18 protein-coding genes are annotated in these 18,749 nt (G+C 61.5%); 12 read left to right on the top strand and 6 right to left on the bottom strand.

The genetic code is table 11. The annotated features are described in order from the left end of the window. Window positions 1–24: 24 nt before the first annotated feature. Window positions 25–963, bottom strand: a complete 939-nt coding sequence (mmuM, locus tag QMZ29_RS17020; protein ID WP_261426059.1) for a homocysteine S-methyltransferase — start codon at window positions 961–963, stop codon at window positions 25–27. Further along, window positions 953–2,362, bottom strand: coding sequence for an S-methylmethionine permease (mmuP, locus tag QMZ29_RS17015; protein ID WP_047730133.1), 1,410 nt, complete (start codon window positions 2,360–2,362; stop codon window positions 953–955). Before mmuP ends, mmuM begins: the two co-directional genes overlap by 11 nt. Before the next feature lie 177 nt (window positions 2,363–2,539). On the opposite strand from mmuP, the gene QMZ29_RS17010 reads away from it, so the two are divergent. The 4 genes from QMZ29_RS17010 to QMZ29_RS16995 all read left to right on the top strand — a co-directional run bounded on the left by QMZ29_RS17010 (window position 2,540) and on the right by QMZ29_RS16995 (window position 8,822). Continuing rightward, window positions 2,540–3,379: a ChaN family lipoprotein gene (locus QMZ29_RS17010; RefSeq protein ID WP_261426206.1), complete on the top strand. Its 840-nt coding sequence runs from the start codon at window positions 2,540–2,542 to the stop codon at window positions 3,377–3,379. Between the two features lie 102 nt (window positions 3,380–3,481). Beyond that, entirely contained in the window at window positions 3,482–4,279 is a 798-nt protein-coding gene (locus tag QMZ29_RS17005; RefSeq protein ID WP_060433815.1) for an energy transducer TonB family protein, read from the top strand. Window positions 4,280–4,333: 54 nt separating this feature from the next. Further along, a complete protein-coding gene (locus QMZ29_RS17000) occupies window positions 4,334–6,460 on the top strand; it encodes a S9 family peptidase (protein WP_261426062.1) in 2,127 nt (708 codons plus the stop codon). A gap of 121 nt (window positions 6,461–6,581) precedes the next feature. After that, window positions 6,582–8,822: a TonB-dependent receptor domain-containing protein gene (locus QMZ29_RS16995; protein ID WP_141998634.1), complete on the top strand. Its 2,241-nt coding sequence runs from the start codon at window positions 6,582–6,584 to the stop codon at window positions 8,820–8,822. A gap of 22 nt (window positions 8,823–8,844) precedes the next feature. Here the strand turns inward: QMZ29_RS16995 and QMZ29_RS16990 are convergent, their stop codons facing one another. The 3 genes from QMZ29_RS16990 to amiA all read right to left on the bottom strand — a co-directional run bounded on the left by QMZ29_RS16990 (window position 8,845) and on the right by amiA (window position 11,167). Beyond that, window positions 8,845–9,300, bottom strand: coding sequence for a YaiI/YqxD family protein (locus QMZ29_RS16990; protein ID WP_261426207.1), 456 nt, complete (start codon window positions 9,298–9,300; stop codon window positions 8,845–8,847). Beyond that, entirely contained in the window at window positions 9,300–10,220 is a 921-nt protein-coding gene (hemF, locus tag QMZ29_RS16985; RefSeq protein ID WP_025303793.1) for an oxygen-dependent coproporphyrinogen oxidase, read from the bottom strand. Before hemF ends, QMZ29_RS16990 begins: the two co-directional genes overlap by 1 nt. 65 nt (window positions 10,221–10,285) lie before the next feature. Beyond that, a complete protein-coding gene (amiA, locus tag QMZ29_RS16980; RefSeq protein WP_164064348.1) occupies window positions 10,286–11,167 on the bottom strand; it encodes an N-acetylmuramoyl-L-alanine amidase AmiA in 882 nt (293 codons plus the stop codon). A gap of 204 nt (window positions 11,168–11,371) precedes the next feature. Here amiA and QMZ29_RS16975 point away from each other — a divergent pair, with 204 nt between their 5' ends. Beyond that, window positions 11,372–11,797, top strand: a complete 426-nt coding sequence (locus QMZ29_RS16975) for a GNAT family acetyltransferase (protein WP_004936504.1) — start codon at window positions 11,372–11,374, stop codon at window positions 11,795–11,797. A 42-nt stretch (window positions 11,798–11,839) separates the two neighbouring features. Here QMZ29_RS16975 and QMZ29_RS16970 read toward each other — a convergent pair whose 3' ends face one another. Then, window positions 11,840–12,238 carry a YgiW/YdeI family stress tolerance OB fold protein gene (locus QMZ29_RS16970; RefSeq protein ID WP_261426069.1) on the bottom strand — a complete coding sequence of 133 codons (399 nt, stop codon included), beginning with the start codon at window positions 12,236–12,238 and terminating at the stop codon, window positions 11,840–11,842. A gap of 175 nt (window positions 12,239–12,413) precedes the next feature. Here QMZ29_RS16970 and QMZ29_RS16965 point away from each other — a divergent pair, with 175 nt between their 5' ends. From QMZ29_RS16965 to cysA, 7 genes are all read left to right on the top strand, one after another. Next, window positions 12,414–12,878, top strand: coding sequence for a DUF2919 domain-containing protein (locus QMZ29_RS16965; protein WP_025303790.1), 465 nt, complete (start codon window positions 12,414–12,416; stop codon window positions 12,876–12,878). A gap of 156 nt (window positions 12,879–13,034) precedes the next feature. Then, entirely contained in the window at window positions 13,035–13,622 is a 588-nt protein-coding gene (locus tag QMZ29_RS16960) for an RpoE-regulated lipoprotein (protein WP_004936494.1), read from the top strand. A gap of 182 nt (window positions 13,623–13,804) precedes the next feature. Next, entirely contained in the window at window positions 13,805–14,704 is a 900-nt protein-coding gene (locus QMZ29_RS16955; RefSeq protein WP_173889298.1) for a Dyp-type peroxidase, read from the top strand. Window positions 14,705–14,905: 201 nt separating this feature from the next. Next, window positions 14,906–15,928 (top strand): sulfate ABC transporter substrate-binding protein, encoded by a 1,023-nt coding sequence (locus QMZ29_RS16950; RefSeq protein ID WP_127146821.1) that lies wholly within the window; start codon window positions 14,906–14,908, stop codon window positions 15,926–15,928. Then, the gene (gene cysT / locus QMZ29_RS16945; protein ID WP_004936486.1) at window positions 15,929–16,768 is read left to right on the top strand and encodes a sulfate/thiosulfate ABC transporter permease CysT; all 840 of its coding nucleotides are present in this window, start codon (window positions 15,929–15,931) and stop codon (window positions 16,766–16,768) included. Further along, window positions 16,768–17,643 (top strand): sulfate/thiosulfate ABC transporter permease CysW, encoded by an 876-nt coding sequence (gene cysW / locus QMZ29_RS16940; RefSeq protein WP_025303787.1) that lies wholly within the window; start codon window positions 16,768–16,770, stop codon window positions 17,641–17,643. Before cysT ends, cysW begins: the two co-directional genes overlap by 1 nt. Next, window positions 17,633–18,721: a sulfate/thiosulfate ABC transporter ATP-binding protein CysA gene (gene cysA / locus QMZ29_RS16935; protein WP_025303786.1), complete on the top strand. Its 1,089-nt coding sequence runs from the start codon at window positions 17,633–17,635 to the stop codon at window positions 18,719–18,721. Before cysW ends, cysA begins: the two co-directional genes overlap by 11 nt. Window positions 18,722–18,749: the final 28 nt, after the last annotated feature.

Here is an 18,749-nt window from a genome sequence, read left to right as displayed (position 1 = left end):
GCGCCGTTGGCGCCGGGGGCTTTTTTATACCTTACAGCGCGCGGCGATGGCGCGAATATCCTGCGGCGTAGTGCGACAACAGCCGCCGATCAATTGTGCGCCGAGCGTGCTCCACTCCGTCGCCTGATCCGCCAGGCTGCCGTGCTCGCCGCCGCAGGCGTGCCAGGTTTTGCTCACCGCATCGTAGTGCTCGCCGGAGTTGGGGTAGACCAGCAGCGGTTTGTCGGCCAGCGCGCTCAACTGACGCAGCGCCGGAGCGACCTTGTCCAGCGCGATGCAGTTGATGCCGATCGCCAACACCTGCGGGTTGCCGCGCAGCGCGGACAGGACCTCCGTCAGCGGCGTGCCGTCGCTGAGATGTTGGCTGTCGCGCAGGGTGAAGGCAAACCAGGCGCCGAGCGTCGGGAACTCCTGCAGCAGCGTCAGCAGCGCCTGCAGTTCGGTGAACGACGGCAGCGTTTCGCAGGCCAGCAGATCGACGCCGGCGGCGGCCAGGGCTGCGAGGCGCGGCCGGTGGAAGGCAATCATGTCATCCTGCGCCAGCCGGTAGTCGCCGCGGTATTCCGAGCCGTCGGCCAGATAGGCGCCGTAAGGGCCCACCGAACCGGCGATCAGCAGCGGCGCCGCCTGCGGGTGCGCGGCCAGATAATCGCGGCGCGCGCGTTGCGCCAGCTGCACGCTTTTGGCGATCAACGCCAGCGATTGCTCCTGATCCAGGCCGCGGCGCAAGAAGCCCTGCGGCGTGGCCTGATAGCTGGCGGTGATGGCGCAGTGGGCGCCGGCGTTGAAATAATCGAGATGCACCTGATAGATAAGCTCGGGATTTTCAATCAGCACCTTGGCCGACCACAGCGGATCGGTCAGATCGCAGCCGCGCGCTTCCAGTTCGGTAGCCAGCGCACCGTCCAGGATCAGCGTGGGGTGTTCGGCCAGCAGGCGGGCGACGGGATTATTAACCGACATGTTGTTCTCCCAAAGCGGTTTTTTGCCCGGCGCGCCGGGTCAGGAAATAGGTGAGGTAGCACAAGGCGACGAACGGCAGCCCGCAGTAGAGCGCAATGCGCTGTTCCGGATCGAACGCCAGCCCGATGCAGGCCAGCAGGCATAGTGCGAAGCCGAGGATCGGTGTCAATGGGTAGCCGGGCGCACGGTATTTCAGGCCGCTTATCGGCTGGCCGCTGCGCAGGTAGGCGCGGCGGAAAGCAAAGTGGGCCGCGCAGATGCTCAGCCACACCGCCACCACCGCAAAACCGGAGATCGCCGACAGGGCGACAAACACCGTGTCTGGCGCGATCACGCTGGTCAGCAGCGCCAGCACGCCGCCGAGCATGCTGAAGGTCAGGGCGTTGATCGGAATGCCGCGCGCATTGACGCGCGCAAAGTAGGCCGGCAGGGTGCGCTGGTGGGCCAGCGACCACAGCATGCGCCCTGAAGCGTACAGGCCGGAGTTGGCCGCCGAGAGGATGGCGGTCAGGATCACGAAGTTGAAGATATCGGCGGCGTAAGGCACGCCGATGCGTTCAAACACCAACACGAACGGGCTTTTGACGATCCCCGCCTGATCCATCGGGATCAACGCCGCCAGCACGAAGACCGTGCCGATAAAGAACAGCATCAGGCGGATCACCGTGGTACGGATCGCCAGCGGTACGACTTTTTCCGGGTTCTCGGTTTCACCGGCGGCAATGCCGATCAGCTCCGTGCCGGAGAAAGCGAAGTTCACCGCCACCATGGTCATCAGGATCGGCAGCGTGCCGTGCGGCAGCCAGCCGGAAGCGGTCAGGTTATGCAGGAACGGCGCCGGCGTGCCGTCTTTCATCGGCAGAAGACCGAACATGGCGGCACCGCCCAGTATGATGAACGCCAGAATGGTCACCACTTTGATCAGCGAAAACCAGAATTCGCTTTCGGCGAAAAAGCGGGTGGTCACCACGTTAAGCAGGAAAATGGCCGCGCAGAAGATCAGGCACCACAGCCACACCGGCGACTGCGGGAACCAGTACTGCATGCAGAATCCGGCGGCGGTGAGGCTGGAGCCGAGCGCCACCGTCCAGGTGAGCCAATATAGCCAGGCGACGGCATAGCCGGTGGCCGGCCCCAGATAGCGTGAAGCATAGACGTGAAAGGCGCCGGTTTCCGGCATCGCCACCGACAGTTCGCCCAGGCACAGCATCACCAGATACACCACCAGCGCGCCGATCAGGTAGGCCAGCAGCGTGCCGAGCGCGCCGGTGGTGGAGATGATGTAGCCGGTGTTGAAAAACAGCCCGGTGCCGATCACGCCGCCCAGCGACAGCATCACCAGGTGCCGGGCCTTCATGCTGCGTTTGAACTGTCCTGCGGCGGGTGCCGATGGTTGCATAATAATCTATCCGTATAGACGTCTAAATATCTGAATGGCTATTGGTTATACCCGCAATGCTTTTTCAACGCAATGCGCAGCCGGCGATCGCCGCGTAAAAAAATCGTTAAGCCAAATCTATATGCAAATGATAATTATTATCTATAATGTCGCCATTTTCGATAATGGGGCAACATGATGAGATATCTGATTTTATTGGCGGCGTTGGCGCTCGGCGCCTGCAGCCAAACGCCGGTGAAAACGTCGGCCGGCAACATCGACAAGCTGGGTAACATTACCGATCTGCACAGCGGCTCGACCCTGACGCCGGAGCAGCTGTTGACGCGATTGGCGCAGCAGCCGCGGGTGATCCTGGGGGAAAAGCATGACAATCCTTACCACCATCAGATTGAGCAATGGCTGGTGCAGCAGCTGCCGCAAAGGCGGCCGCAGGGCAGCGTGCTGATGGAGATGATCAACCCGAACCAGCAGGCGCAGGTCGACAAGGTGAAGCAGTGGCTGCAGAGCGATCCCACGGTGCGTGACGGCCGCGTAGCGGAGCTGATCGCCTGGCAGCCGGGCTGGAAGTGGGAGCTGTATGGCGGGGTGACGATGGCGGCGATGCGTGCGCCTTACCCGCTGTGGTCGGCCAACCTGGATCGCAGCGAGATTACGGCGTTCTATCAGCAGCCGCAGTTCCCGGCGGGGCAGCTATCGGCGCAGCCGGCGGTGCGCAAGGCGCTGGAAGAGACCATCCGCACTTCGCACGGCGGCAAGATTGAGGCCGACCAGCTGCATGCGATGTTGGCGATCCAGCAGCAGCGCGACCGGCGCATGGCGGAACGTCTGCTGGCGGCGCCGACGCCCGCGCTGTTGATCGCCGGTGGCTATCACGCCGCTAAATCGGTGGGGGTGCCGCTGCACGTGCGGGATCTGCAACCGGCGGCGGCGCCGACGGTGCTGATGCTGGCGGAACCGAGCGTACAGGTCGATGCGAACACCGCAGACTATCTGTGGATCACACCATCAGTGAAATGAATACGTTAAGAGAGTGAAAAGGGGTGTTAATTATATTTGCAAATGATTATCATTAGTAAATGTGATCTGCAATCATTCGCAATTAAGCAAGCTAATGCCCCTATGTTAAGTCAGTCTTACTCCCTCCCGGCCTTTGAACTGCCGCAGCCGCGCTGGGCGCGCGGCCTGCTGCTCGCCCTGGCGGCGCACGCGGCGTTGGTGCTGCTGTTTTACTGGCCGCAGACGGCGCTGGAGCCGGTGGTGTTGCCGCCGCCGGCGGTGATGATGAGCTGGGCGGCGCAGATTGAAGCGCCGGAAAGCAAGCCGCTGCCGCTGGGCGTGCAGCAGGCGGAATCCGCCGCGGCGCAGCCCGCGGAGCAGCAGCAACAGCCGGATCTGCCCAAGCTGGCGCGCGCCGATAAAGCAAAAATCGTGACGGCGCAGAAGAAGCGCGCCGAACACCGTCCCCCGCAAAAAGCGCAGCCGAAGCCGCAAGAACAGGCCAAAGAGACGCGCAATGCCGCCGCGTCCAGCGCCGCCGCGCCGCAGGCGCAGACGATCTCCCACCAGACCGCCGCCCCGATCAACAGCGACGCCAACAGCAATGCGCAGGCCAAACTGTCGTGGGAGAGCCTGGTAAAAGGCAAACTGAACCGCATCAAGGATTACCCTTTGGATGCCCGCAGCCGCCGGCGCAGCGGCATGCCGCAGGTCAGTTTCAGCGTTGACGCGCAGGGGCGGGTCTCGAACGTCGTGCTGCAGGTGCGTTCCGGCACCGCGTCGCTGGATCGGGAAGCGGTGGCGGTGGTGTCGCGCGCCCAGCCGTTGCCGCCGCCGCCGCCGGAGATGCTGCAGCAGGGAGCCGTCAAGGTGACGATGCCGATCGATTTCAATCTGGCGGAGCTGAATGCCCGCCGTTAATGCCCGCAGGCGCCGCATCGTCGTCGTGCGCCTCTTCAAACTTCGTGAGGGATTATGAATCCGCTGTTATCTACCTCGCGCCGTCGTATCGCGGCCGCGCTTTGGCTTTATTTAGGCGTCGCCGGCGGTGCGTTAGCGCAACCGCAGCCGCCGTTGGCGGAACGCGCGCCGAAAGCGCTGACGGCCCACGGCGAGACGCGCACCGACGATTACTACTGGCTGCGCGACGACAGCCGAAAAGAACCGAAGGTGCTGGACTACCTGAAGGCGGAGAACCGTTATACCGAGCAGATGATGGCGCCGTACCAGAAGCTGCGCGCCACGCTGTATCAGGAGATGCTGGGCCGCATGAACCCTGACGATCGTTCGGTGCCGTATCAGCTCAACGGCTATCGCTACCAGGAAAGCTACGCCGCCGGTAAAGATTTCGCACTGTATCAGCGCCAGGCGCTCACCGCCGACGCGCCGTGGCAAACCTTGCTGGACGCCAATCAGCGCGCGGCCGGCCACGCCTATTACCGCCTGGGGGCGATGGACGTCAGCCTGGACAACCGCCGCCTGGCGGTAGCCGAAGATCTGCAGGGCCGTCGCCAATACCGCATCTCCCTGCGCGAGATAGACAGTGAGCGTTGGTCGCCGGAAACGCTGGAAAACACCTCCGGCAATATGGTGTGGGCCAACGACAACCAAACCCTGTTCTACGTGCGCAACCACCCGCAAACGCTGTTGCCGTACCAGGTCTACCGGCATCGGTACGGGACGCCGACGGCGGAAGATAAGCTGGTGTACCAGGAGAACGATCCGGCGTTCTACCTCAGCCTCGGCCGCTCGTCCTCGCGCGATTACCTGATTCTGACCATCAGCGGCAACACCACCTCCGAAGTGCGCCTGATCGACGCCAACCAGCCGCAGCGCGAGCCGCAGCTGTTCGCTGCCCGGCAGAACGGCCGCGAGTATTACCTCGATCACTACCGCGGCGAGTTCTACCTGCGTTCCAACCATCAGGATCCGAACTTCGGCCTGTACCGCACGGCGGCGGCGGGCAAACCGTGGCAGACGCTGATCGCGCCGCAGGCGCAGCACGAGGTGGAAAGCTTCAGCCTGTTCCGCGACTGGCTGGTGGTGCAGGAGCGCGCCAACGGGCTGGTGCAGCTGCGGCAAATCAGCTGGGACGGCAAAACCGAGCGCGCCATCCCGTTCGACGATGCCAGCTACATGGCCTGGCTGGGCTATAACCCCGAGCCGGACAGCGATCGCTTGCGCTACGGCTATTCGGCGATGACCACGCCGACCCGCACCTATGAGTGGGATCTGAATAAGGGCGAGCGCACCTTGCTGAAGCAGCAGGAGGTGAAAGGCGTCGATCCCAGCCTGTATCACAGCGAGCGCATCTGGGTCACGGCGCGCGACGGCGTGAAGGTGCCTGTCTCGCTGGTGTACCGCACATCGCTGTTCAAAAACGGGCATAACCCGCTGCTGGTGTACGGCTATGGCGCTTACGGCATGAGCATGGATCCGGCGTTCAGCGCCAACCGCATCAGCCTGCTGGATCGCGGCTTCGTCTATGCGCTGATCCACGTGCGCGGCGGCGGCGAGCTGGGGCAGAGCTGGTACAAACAGGGCAAGCTGACGCAGAAACCGAACAGTTTCAACGACTTCATCGACGCCACCCAGGCGCTGATCAAAGACGGCTACGGTCAACCGGGGCGCATCTACGCCATGGGCGGCAGCGCCGGCGGCTTGCTGATGGGGGCGGTGATCAATCAGGCGCCGCAGCTGTACAACGCGGTGGTGGCGCAGGTGCCGTTCGTCGACGTGGTGACCACCATGCTGGACGACAGCATTCCGCTGACCACCGGCGAATACGAGGAGTGGGGCAACCCGCACCAGCCGGCCGCCTATGCGCTGATGAAATCCTACAGCCCGTACGACAACGTGCGCCGGCAGCATTACCCGAACCTGCTGGTCACCAGCGGTCTGTACGACTCGCAGGTGCAGTATTGGGAGCCGGCCAAATGGGTGGCGAAGCTGCGGCGTTTCAAGCAGGGCGATTCGCTGCTGCTGCTCTCCACCGACATGACCGCCGGCCACGGCGGCAAATCAGGCCGCCTGGCGCGGCTGGAAAACGGCGCGCTGGAGTACGCCTTTATTCTGGCGGCGGACCGGCAGGCGCAGAAATAACCTTTAGCGCCGCAGCACGCTGCGGCGCAATAAAACAATAACAACCTTTTACCGCGCTTTCGGCGGGCTTTTTGCTGGGCATTGTCGGCCATCAAACCTTATTGGCTATTTCTGGGGATATATGAAAATCAAAATGATAGCGAGCCTGATCGGCGCGGGACTGGCGCTGTACGGGCCGGCTGCGGCCGCGCAGGAACAGGCGGAAAATAATAAAGGCAGCGTGGCGTTCAGCCCGCTCAACGTCTCGGCCGCCGACAGCGGCAAGAGCAGCGAAAAAGAGGCGTTGGCCCGGCCGGGCGCGTTCAGCTCGCGCGATGAAAACAAAAATCTGGAGTCGGTGGACAGCATTCTACGCAGCATGCCGGGCACCTATACCCAGATCGATCCCGGCCAGGGATCGGTCAGCGTCAATATCCGCGGCCTGAGCGGTTTCGGCCGGGTCAACACCATGGTCGACGGCATCACCCAAAACTACTACGGCAACTCGCCGAGCGATGCAGCGCACGGGGGATTGCCCACCAGCCAGTTCGGAGCGCTGATCGATCCTAACTTTATCGTCGGCGTCGACGTGGCGCGCGGCAACGCCACCGGATCCGCTGGGGTGAATGCCCTGGCGGGCAGCGCCAATTTCCGCACCATCGGCGTGGATGACGTGGTATTTTCCGACAACCCGTTCGGCGTGCGCACCAAATTCTCGGTGGGCAATAACGGCATCGGCCGCAGCGGCATGATCGCCGTGGGTGCCAAAACCGCCGCCTTTGCCGACGGCGGCAGCCTGGGGGCGATGGCGGCGATCAGCGGCAGTTCCATCACCTCCAACTACAAAAACGGCGCCGGTTTCGACAGCGAGATGTTCAACGTCGATAAGACCTACCGCCAGAACCCGAAATCCCAGCTGTTCAAGGTGGACATCAAGCCGGATGCCTTCAACAGCATCGAACTGTCGGCGCGCAGCTACCAGAATAAAATCACTCGCCGGCACATCGACAGCGACGATTTCTACCTTAAATACCACTACGCGCCGTTCTCGGAGCTGATCGATTTCAACCTGACCGCCAGCACCAGCCGCGGCGAGCAAAAGTTCATGTCCGACAACATGGCGGGGTTCAGCGACAGCACGGCGAAAAACATCTCCGATGCGCTGGATATCAACAACACCAGCCGTTTCAGCCTGCAGGACGTCGATTTCGCCTTCAGCTACGGCGGCAAGCTGGTGCGCAACGAGTATAAGAAAAAGGCCTCTGGCTTGGTGACGGATGACAATCAGGCGGAAAGCATGCCGGTGGGCATTGCCGGCAAACAAGATATCTCCAGCCTGTACAGCGGGTTGCAAGCTAACTACGGTATCTGGCAGGGGAATTTCGATCTGAACTACACCGCCTATCGCCTCTCCGGTTATAAGCCGGCCTGTGACGAGCGCGTAGAGTGCTTCCCGCAGGGCGCCGGCAATATCACCCGCAACGAACACGGCTTCAACCCGTCGGTCATGCTGTCGGCGCAGGTGACGCCGTGGCTGCAGCCGTTCGTCAGCTACAGCAAGTCGATGCGCGGGCCGAATATCCAGGAAGTGTTCTTCGCCAACAGCGGCGGCCAGTCGATGAACCCGTTCCTGAAGGGGGAAAAAGCGGAGATCTGGCAGGGCGGGTTCAACGCCAATGCCCACGATCTGTTGTTCAAGCAGGACAGCTTCCAGCTGAAAGCGGTCTATTTCGAAACCAGGATCAAAAACTACATATCCAGTCAAACCTACCTGGTGTGTAAAAACCGTCAGAAGTGCAACCGTTCGCAGGCGACGCAGGAAGAGTGGGATGACGCGGACGTCAACGTCAGCATGACCATGTACAGCAACGCCCCCGAACCGGTCAAAATGCGCGGGGTGGAGATCGAAGCGCTGTACGACGCCGGTTTCGCCTTCACCAAGCTGTCGTTAAGCAAGGAGCATACCTCCCAGCCGACCAACCAGGCCAGCAACGTATTCGGCGCGGGCGATGTCAGCGAACTGCCGGAGTTCTACTTCACGCTGGACAGCGGGGTACGCCTGCTGGACGAGAAACTGACGCTGGGCGGGGTAGTGAAATACACCGGCAAAGCGGTGCGCCTGTCGCCGGACTCTGATTACGATGAGAATGAGCAGTTGTTGAAAGAGCCGGCGCCGCATATTCCGACAATTATCGATCTGTACGGCACCTATCAGGTGAATCGCAATCTGCTGCTGAAGCTCAGCGTGCAAAACCTGATGGACAAAGACTACTCGGACGCGCTGAACAAGATGAACTCGCTGCCGTCGCAGTCGCAGTATGAGACGCCGACCAACACCGCCCGTGGGCGGACTTATATCTTCGGCGGGGAGGTGCGCTTCTAAACCGCAGCGGAGCAGGGCGCAGTCACTGCGCCCGTTTCGCCTGCAGCAGCCATTTGTCCAGCTCGTTGGCGAACTGCTGGCGGTCGCGCTGGTTCAGGGCGTTCGGGCCGCCGGTCTGAATGCCGCTGGCGCGCAGGGTATCCATAAAATCGCGCATGTTGAGACGCTCGCGGATGGTGTCCGGCGTATAGCGTTCGCCGCGCGGGTTCAGCGCCACCGCGCCTTTCTCTATCACCTCCGCCGCCAGCGGGATATCGGCGGTGATCACCAGATCGCCCGCTTCGCAGCGGCGCACGATCTCGTTGTCGGCTACGTCGAAGCCGGCCGCCACCTGCAGCGAACGGATGTACTTCGACGGCGGCGTGCGCAGCGGTTGGTTCGCCACCAGCGTCACGGTGATGGCGGTACGATCGGCGGCGCGGAACAGTACCTCTTTGATTACGTTCGGACAGGCGTCTGCATCGATCCAAACCTGCATCATTTCGCCTCCTGCAGCCAGTCGCGCACCGGCAGGAAATCGCGCTCCAGCGCCGCTTCCGGGCTGTCGCCTTCCGGCTGGTAGTTATACTCCCAACGCACCAGCGGCGGCATCGACATCAGAATGGACTCGGTGCGCCCGCCGGTTTGCAGCCCGAATAGCGTGCCGCGATCCCACACCAGGTTGAACTCCACGTAGCGGCCGCGGCGGTACAGCTGGAACTGGCGCTCGCGCTCGCCCCAGGTCAAGGCCTTACGTTTTTCGACGATCGGCAGGTAGGCGTCGAGGAAGCCCTGGCCCACCGCGCGGGTGAAGGCGAAGCAGTGGTCGAAGTCCGGGGTGTTCAGATCGTCGTAGAACAGGCCGCCGATGCCGCGCGCTTCGTTGCGGTGCTTGATGAAGAAGTAATCGTCGCACCACTGTTTATATTTCGGGTAGACCTCGTCGCCGAACGGCGCGCACAGATCGGCCGCGGTGCGGTGCCAGTGCACGGCATCCTCTTCGAAGCCGTAGAACGGCGTCAGATCAAAGCCGCCGCCGAACCACCATACCGGCGCTTCGCCCGGTTTTTCGGCGATGAAGAAACGCACGTTGGCGTGGCTGGTGGGCACGTAGGGGCTGAGCGGATGGATAACCAATGAGACGCCCATCGCCTGGAAGCTGCGCCCGGCCAGTTCCGGACGGTGCGCGGTCGCCGAGGCCGGCAGGGTGGCGCCGGAGACGTGCGAGAAGTTAACCCCCGCCTGTTCGAACACCGCGCCGTTGGTCAGCACGCGGCTGCGGCCACCGCCGCCTTCTTCACGCGTCCATTGGTCTTCGGTGAACACGGCGCCGCCGTCGGCCTGGGCGAGCTGCGCGCAGATATGATCCTGCAGCGCCAGCAGGAAGGATTTTACTTCAGCGATGTTAGGTAAACTCATGCGGGGTCTTTATAGCGTCTGGCTGAACAAGGCGCTGAGTATACTCTTATTCGCCGCCCGCGGCATCAGCGGGGTTTGCGCTGGTGGGTATCGAAGTAATTGAAGAAATTGATGATGCCGTCCGCGATGGCGCGGGCTATTTTCTCGCGAAACGCGGTAGTGCCCAGCAGCCGCTCTTCGTTCGGGTTGGTGATGAACGAGGTTTCCACCAGCACCGAGGGAATGGACGGGGATTTTAACACCGCGAACGCCGCCTGTTCGGTGCTGTCGCTGTGCAGGTGGTGGACCGGGCGAATTTGGCCGAGCACGTGGCGGCCGAGCGTCAGGCTGTTGTTGATGGTGTCGGTTTGCACCAGATCGAACAGCACCTGCTGCAGGTAGTTGTCCTGATCCTTGTATTTGCCGCCCGCCACGTCGTCGGCGGCGTTTTCACGGTTGGACAGGTAGCGCGCCATGGCGCTGCTGGCGCCGCGGTTGGAGAGGGCGAACACCGAAGCGCCGGAGGCTGACGGGCTGGTGAAGCCGTCGGCGTGAATCGAAATAAACAGGTCGGCCTGGTGCTGGTGGGCGATCTCCACCCGCTGGAACAGCGGAATGAACTCGTCTTCTTCGCGCGTCAGGCGCGCCTCGACGTGATCGTGCTCATGCAGGAAACGGCGCACGTGGTTGGCGATTTCCAGCACGATGTGTTTTTCCTGCGAACCTTCGTGGCCGACCGCGCCCGAGTCAATGCCGCCGTGGCCGGGATCGATCATCACCCGCTTTTTGCCGCCGGCCGGTTTCGCCGCCGGTTTGCTGTGCTGATTGCGCAGCATGCCTTCCGCCTTGGCGCTGTGGCTTTTCACGCCGAACAGCGCGACCGCCAGGCCGGAAAGCAAAAGTTGGCGTCGCGTCGGGGAAACGGCAAGCGGTTTAAAATTGAGGAATTGTTTACCCTGCTTTTTCATTACGCAACGCTCCATCGACGTTTCTATTTTGCGACGTTATATCGTATTGATAATCATTAATCGACCCGATAACTATTTCCATTTATTACGCCTGTTACCGGCGATTTCTGGGCAAATAGCGCGGTAAATCGCAGTTTGATATTGCGTAAGTGAATAATCACGCGATAATCAGATAAACACCTTAATTAACAGCGGCCAACATCGATGGAAATTCGCGTATTTCGACAAGACGACTTTGAAGAAGTCATTACCCTGTGGGAGCGCTGCGATCTGCTGCGGCCGTGGAACGATCCGGAAATGGACATCGAGCGCAAGCTGAACCACGACCCGGAGCTGTTCCTGGTGGCGGAAGTCGGCGGCGAAGTGGTCGGTTCGGTGATGGGCGGCTATGACGGCCACCGCGGGTCGGCGTATTACCTCGGGGTGCATCCCGACTATCGCGGGCGCGGCATCGCCAATGCGTTGATCAACCGTCTGGAGAAGAAGCTGATCGCCCGCGGCTGCCCGAAGATCCAGATTATGGTGCGCGAAGACAACGACACGGTGGTCGAGATGTACGAGAAGCTCGGCTACGAGATCCAGGGCATCACCAGCCTGGGCAAGCGGCTGATCGAAGATCAGGAATATTGATCGAGCGGCGGGCGGCGGCGTTGCACCGCCCGCCGCAGCGCATTACGGCAGCTTTTTGACGGTTTTCACGTCCACTTCGAGGCTGTTCCAGTCTTTATCCACTTTGCCTTCCAACTGCACCTTGTCTTTCGGCGTAACGGTCTGGCCGTTCCAGCGTTTGCGATCGATATCGACCGTCAGGGTGCCGGTGGCATCGCGGAAGGTATAGGTTTCGTCGCCGATGCGCTGCTCGATGTTGCCCTGCAGCATCACCCAGGCGTCGTCGCTCAGCGATTTCACCTTGTCCACGGTGGTCAGCGCCGCGCTGGGGCCGGAGAAACCGCCCTGTGCGGTGATTTGCGTTTGGGCCTGCGGCGCGGCCGGATCGAGGAACCCGCCTTGTTGCGCCAGTACCGGTGCGCTGCACAGCGCGATCAGAGCGGCCAGAGTCAGTTTTTTCATGTTGCGCTTCCTTATCGTTATCGAAAATCACATCCCGCTGATATCGGGTTGCTTGCTTAGTGATAAAGATTAAAACACGCCGATCTTAAGAGCTTCTTAAGCCGACACATTGAAATTCGCATCGCCGGCGCCCATCTGTAGCCATAGTCTTTATTCTGTTGGCAAGGAACGATCGTTGAAGCCATTCTCACCCCGGTTTTCCCCGGACGATTACGACCAGCACGGCGCGCTGCGGCTGCCGCTGGGATTTTGGGCCGTGCTGATTTTGCAGGCGCGCACCTGGCTGCTGTTCGTGATGGCCGGCGTTTCGCGTGAACAGGGCGAAAGCTTGCTGGCGCTGTTTTATCCGGATACCCAACGTTTTTGGTACGGCATGTTGCTCGGCTTGCCGGCAGCGCTGGCGTTTTTGCTGAGCGGCCGTCGCCATCAATGGCCGCGGCTGTGGCGCGGCTGGCGCTGGGGGCTGGTTATCTCCGTGCTGGCGTCGCTCTGCGGCGCGTTGTTCAGCCTGTGGCGCCAGGACGGTGATGCGCCGGGGCTGGAACTGACGCTGGCGCTGCTCGATGCGCTCGCGCTGAGCTATCTGCTGTTGAATGCGCGTCTGAAAGCCTGTTTCGCGCCGGCGGAGCACGCCGACTAATTGCCGAGAAGTGCGGCACTTTTCGCATTTTCCGCACTCCAAGCTGGCAACCGTTGGCGTAGTGCGGGCCGTTGTGAGAGGCTGGCACGCAGCAAAACGCCGAGTGCGGCAGGGGCGGGTTACCGCCCCGTGCCATTGATGTTTAAGGAGCTAGAGATGAATATTCGCCCCCTGCTGTTAGGGCTTCCGCTGTTATTGACCGGCTGTTCGAGCATGTCCAATTTCTCCTGGTCCAGCCTGTCGCCGTTCAACTGGTTCGGCAGCAGCCTGGAGGTCGGCGCCAAGGGCGTCGGCAAGCTCAACGCCGGCACGCCGATGTCGGAAAGCGCCATCAACGACGGGCTGGACGGCAACTACCGTCTGCGCGGCGGCATGGCGACCAACAACGGCCAGATCGTCTCTTACTACCAGGCGCTGTCCGGCGACGAGGTGAAGCTGGTGATCACCGGCGAACCGAAGGGGCGCCTGCAGCGGGTGGACGTGCTGGATCCGAAAGTGGCGACGGAGTGGGGCAACAAGCTCGGCACGCCGTTCGGCGATATGTACAGCAAGGCGTTCGGCTCCTGTAAACCGGGCAGCGGCGAAGACGCCGGTAAAGTGGAGTGCGTGGCGGAGCAGAGCAAGTACGTCACCTACATCTTCAGCGGCAAGTGGGCCGGGGCGCAGGATATCATTCCGCCGGACGACACCCTGAAAAGTTGGACGGTCAGCAAAATCATCTGGCACGCCAAGCCGCAGCAGTAATGCGTTCAACGGGCGCCGGTTCACGGCGCCTGCCTTTTCAAGCCATTACCCCTATTTTCTTTGCGCTGCTGCAAGGCAATCGCCCGTGCTTGCGGTATGATAGCGCGCGTTTGTAACAGGGAACCCGCGCGTCAACCGCCATACCTTACCTGTTGCCGGATTCTGGTATCGAGGATAACAACATGACACAGGTTCAGAGCGGCATTTTGCTGGAGCACTGCCGTTTCGCCATTTTTATGGAAGCCAGCGTACAGGGCGAATTCGCCGACTTGCGCCAGGGCTGCAAGCAGTTTTGTCAGACGCTGAGCGAGCTGCAGCAGCAGTTCCCCGATGCGCGCCTTGGCGCGGTGATCGCTTTCGGCTACGACGTTTGGCACGATCTCTCCAGCGGCCAGGGGGCGAAAGAGCTGAAGCCGTTCACGCCGCTCGGCAAAGGGCTGGCGCCGGCCACCCAACGCGATATGCTGATCCACATCCAGTCGCTGCGTCACGACGTCAACTTCACGCTGGCGCAGGCCGCGCTGGCGGCGTTCGGCAACGTCATCAAGATTGAAGAAGAAACCCACGGTTTCCGTTGGGTGGAAGAGCGCGATCTGAGCGGCTTCATCGACGGCACCGAAAACCCGCAGGGCGATCAGCGCCCGGTAGTGGCGACGATCGCCGAAGGCGAAGAGGACGCAGGCGGCAGCTACGTGCTGGTGCAACGTTACGAGCACAACCTGCGCCAGTGGCAGCGCTTTACCACCGAGCAGCAGGAGCAGATCATCGGCCGCACCAAGCACGACAGCGAAGAACTGCCTGCGGATCAGCGCCCGGATACCTCCCATGTCAGCCGCGTCGATCTGAAAGAGAATGGCAAGGGCCTGAAAATTCTGCGCCAGAGCTTGCCTTACGGCACCGCCAGCGGCAAGCACGGCCTGTTCTTCATTGCCTATTGCGCGCGCCTGCACAATATCGAGCAGCAGCTGCTAAGCATGTTCGGCGATCTGGACGGCAAACGCGACGCGATGCTGCGTTTCAGCCGTGCGGTCACCGGCAGCTACTACTTTGCGCCATCGCTAACGCGCCTGCTGTCACTTTGACGCCGTTGCCGAAGCCGGTGCGCCCGGCTTCGGCCCGTTTTTCCGTCCCGAAAACGCCTCGCATTCCCTGCCTTATAGCGTTTGATGCTTGTAAATCACCAAACGGTATATAAAAGCGTTACAGCTCCGCACCTAGTTATAAATACACTGGTCGTCAATAAGGCGAAAGCCTGAAGGAATGACTCAGTGATAAGGTGCAGAATGAAACAAAACCGGGTTAAAAATCTCGTGCTGAAAGGTTGGCTGGCGGCTGCGCTGTTGGCGAGCGGTGCTGCGTCGGCGGCGGAATTGCTGAACAGCTCTTATGACGTTTCCCGTGAATTGTTCGTCGCGCTGAATCCCGGCTTTGAACAGCAGTGGAATCAACAGCATCCGAACGACAAGCTGACCATCAAACAATCGCACGCCGGCTCGTCGAAGCAGGCGCTGGCGATCCTGCAGGGCCTGCGTGCCGACGTGGTGACTTACAACCAGGTCACCGACGTACAGATCCTGCACGATCGCGGGCAGCTGATCCCGGCGGACTGGCAGTCGCGCCTGCCGAACAACAGCTCGCCGTTCTATTCCACCATGGCGTTTCTGGTGCGCAAGGACAACCCGAAGGGCATCCACACCTGGAACGATCTGGTGCGTGACGACGTGAAACTGGTGTTCCCGAATCCGAAAACCTCCGGCAACGGCCGTTATACCTATCTGGCTGCCTGGGGCGCCGCCAGCCAGGCCGACGGCAATGATACGGCCAAGACTCGCGCCTTCATGACCCGTTTCCTGAAGAACGTGCTGGTGTTCGATACCGGCGGCCGCGGCGCGACCACCACCTTCGTCGAGCGCGGTTTGGGCGACGTGCTGATCAGCTTCGAGTCCGAAGTGAACAACATCCGCAAGCAATACGGTGAAGACAAGTACGAAGTGATCGTGCCGCCGGTCGATATTCTGGCGGAGTTCCCGGTGGCCTGGGTCGACAAAAACGTCGAGCGCAACGGCACCGAACAGGCGGCCAAAGCCTATCTGAACTATCTCTACAGCCCGGCGGCGCAGCAGGTGATCACCAGCTTCTACTACCGCGTGTATGACCAGAAAGCGATGGCGGCGGCCAAGGGGCAATTCCCGGACACCCAACTGTTCCGGGTGGAAGATCAATTTGGCGGCTGGCCGCAGGTGATGAAAACCCATTTCGCCACCGGCGGCGAGCTGGATCAGCTGTTAGCGGCAGGGCGCAAGTAAATGTTGGCGTTGTCGTCCAGTAAGCGGGTGCTGCCCGGATTTGGCCTCAGCCTCGGCAGCAGTCTGTTTTATACCTGTTTGATCCTGCTGCTGCCGCTCAGTGCGTTGGTGATGCAGCTGGCGCAGATGAGCCTGGCGCAATATTGGGAAGTGATATCCAACCCGCAGGTGGTGGCGGCGTATAAAGTGACGCTGCTGGCGGCCGGCGTTGCCAGCCTGTTCAATGCGGTGTTCGGCATGCTGATGGCCTGGATCCTGACGCGCTACCGTTTTCCCGGCCGTTCGCTGCTGGATGGCCTGATCGATCTGCCGTTCGCGCTGCCGACGGCGGTGGCCGGCCTGACGCTGGCGGGGCTGTTTTCTACCACCGGCTGGTACGGTCAGTGGCTGGCGCACTTCGACATCAAGGTTACCTTTACCTGGCTCGGGATCGCGGTAGCGATGGCGTTCACCAGCCTGCCGTTTGTGGTGCGCACCGTGCAGCCGGTGCTGGAAGAGCTGGGGCCGGAATACGAAGAGGCGGCCGAGACGCTGGGCGCCACGCGCTGGCAGAGTTTTCGCCGCGTGGTGCTGCCCGAGGTGGCGCCGGCATTGCTGGCCGGCACCGCCATCTCCTTTACCCGTAGCCTGGGCGAGTTCGGCGCGGTGATTTTCATCGCCGGCAACATCGCCTGGAAGACGGAAGTGACCTCGCTGATGATTTTTGTGCGTTTGCAGGAGTTCGATTACCCGGCGGCCAGCGCCATCGCCTCGGTGATCCTGGCGGCGTCGCTGCTGCTGCTGTTCAGCATTAACGTATTGCAAAGCCGCTTCGGCAGACGTTTGGGAGGAGGGCACTGATGGCTGATGTTTCCGCCTTCAACGGCGCCGAGCGCCCACGCGTTAACTGGGGCAAGTGGACGCTGATCGCCATCGGAACGCTGTTCTCGGTGCTGCTGCTGGTGGTGCCGATGATGTCGATTTTCGCCGAGGCCTTTTCCAAAGGATTCGGCGCGATGTGGAGCAACTTGCTCGATCCGGACATGCTGCACGCCATTTGGCTGACGGTCTTGATCGCGCTGATTACCGTGCCGTTTAACCTGGTGTTCGGCACGTTGCTGGCGTGGCTGGTGACGCGTTTCACCTTCCCCGGCCGCCAGCTGCTGCTGACGCTGATCGATATCCCGTTCGCCGTTTCACCGGTGGTGGCGGGGCTGATTTACCTGCTGTTTTACGGCAGCAACGGCCTGCTGGGCGGCTGGCTGGATGCGCATAACATCCAGATCATGTTCTCCTGGCCGGGCATGGTGTTGGTGACTATTTTCGTCACCTGTCCCTTCGTGGTGCGCGAGCTGGTGCCGATGATGCTCAGCCAGGGCAGCCAGGAAGACGAGGCCGCCATTCTGCTGGGGGCGTCCGGCTGGCAGATGTTCCGCCGCGTGACGCTGCCCAACATTCGCTGGGCGCTGCTGTATGGCGTGGTGCTGACCAACGCACGCGCCATCGGCGAGTTCGGCGCGGTGTCGGTGGTGTCCGGTTCGATTCGCGGAGAAACCTACAGTCTGCCGCTGCAGGTCGAGCTGTTGCAGCAGGATTACAACACCGTCGGTTCCTTTACCGCTGCCGCGCTGTTGACCCTGATGGCGATCGTTACCCTATTTTTGAAGAGTGCGCTGCAGTGGCGTCTGGAACGTCAAAACGCGCGTCTCGAGCGGGAGGAAAATCATGAGCATTGAGATTAACGGCATCAACAAGTACTTCGGTCGCACCAAGGTATTGAACGATATCTCGCTCGATATTGCTTCCGGCGAGATGGTGGCGCTGCTCGGGCCGTCCGGTTCCGGCAAGACCACGCTGCTGCGCATCATCGCCGGGCTGGAAAGCCAGAGCGGCGGCAAGCTGGGCTTCCACGGCACCGACGTCAGCCACATGCATGCACGCGACAGGCGCGTGGGTTTCGTGTTTCAGCACTATGCGCTGTTCCGCCACATGACGGTGTTCGACAACATCGCCTTCGGCCTGACCGTGCTGCCGCGCCGCGAGCGGCCGAACGCCGCGGCGATCAAACAGAAAGTCACTCAGTTGCTGGACATGGTGCAGCTTGGCCATTTGGCCAATCGCTACCCGTCGCAGCTGTCCGGCGGCCAGAAACAGCGCGTGGCGCTGGCGCGCGCACTGGCGGTGGAACCGCAGATTCTGCTGCTGGACGAGCCGTTTGGCGCGCTGGATGCGCAGGTGCGTAAAGAGCTGCGTCGCTGGCTGCGCCAACTGCACGAAGAGCTGAAGTTCACCAGCGTATTCGTCACCCACGATCAGGAAGAGGCGATGGAAGTGGCCGACCGCATCGTGGTGATGAGCCAGGGTAATATCGAACAGGTTGGCTCGCCGGAGGAGATTATGCGCGAGCCGGCCAGCCGCTTCGTGCTGGAATTCATGGGGGAAGTGAACCGCCTGAACGGCGAAATTCGCGGCTCCCAGCTGTTCGTCGGCGCGCACCAGTGGCCGCTGTCGTTCCAGCCGATGCACCAGGGCAGCGTCGATCTGTTCCTGCGCCCGTGGGAAATGGAAGTGGCGACCGAAAGCAGCGAACGTTGCCCGCTGCCGGTTCAGGTGCTGGAAGTCAGCCCGCGCGGCCATTTCTGGCAGCTGACGGTGCAGCCGATCGGCTGGCATCAGGAACCGATAAGCATAGTGCTGCCGGAAGGCAACGCCACGCCGGTGCGCGGCGGCCGTTATTACGTCGGCAGCCTCAATGCGCGGCTGTATGCCGGCGATCAACTGCTGCAACCTGTTGCGTTAGCCAAAAGCGCCTGATAGGTTTTAACAGCCCTTTTTTTCAAGG

Origin of the sequence: Serratia sp. PF-27, from assembly GCF_030053255.1 — a bacterium.
GTDB classification, from domain to species: domain Bacteria; phylum Pseudomonadota; class Gammaproteobacteria; order Enterobacterales; family Enterobacteriaceae; genus Serratia; species Serratia bockelmannii.
The sequence above is the reverse complement of the archived record's forward strand: the minus strand, read 5'-3'. Positions and strand labels throughout refer to the sequence as shown.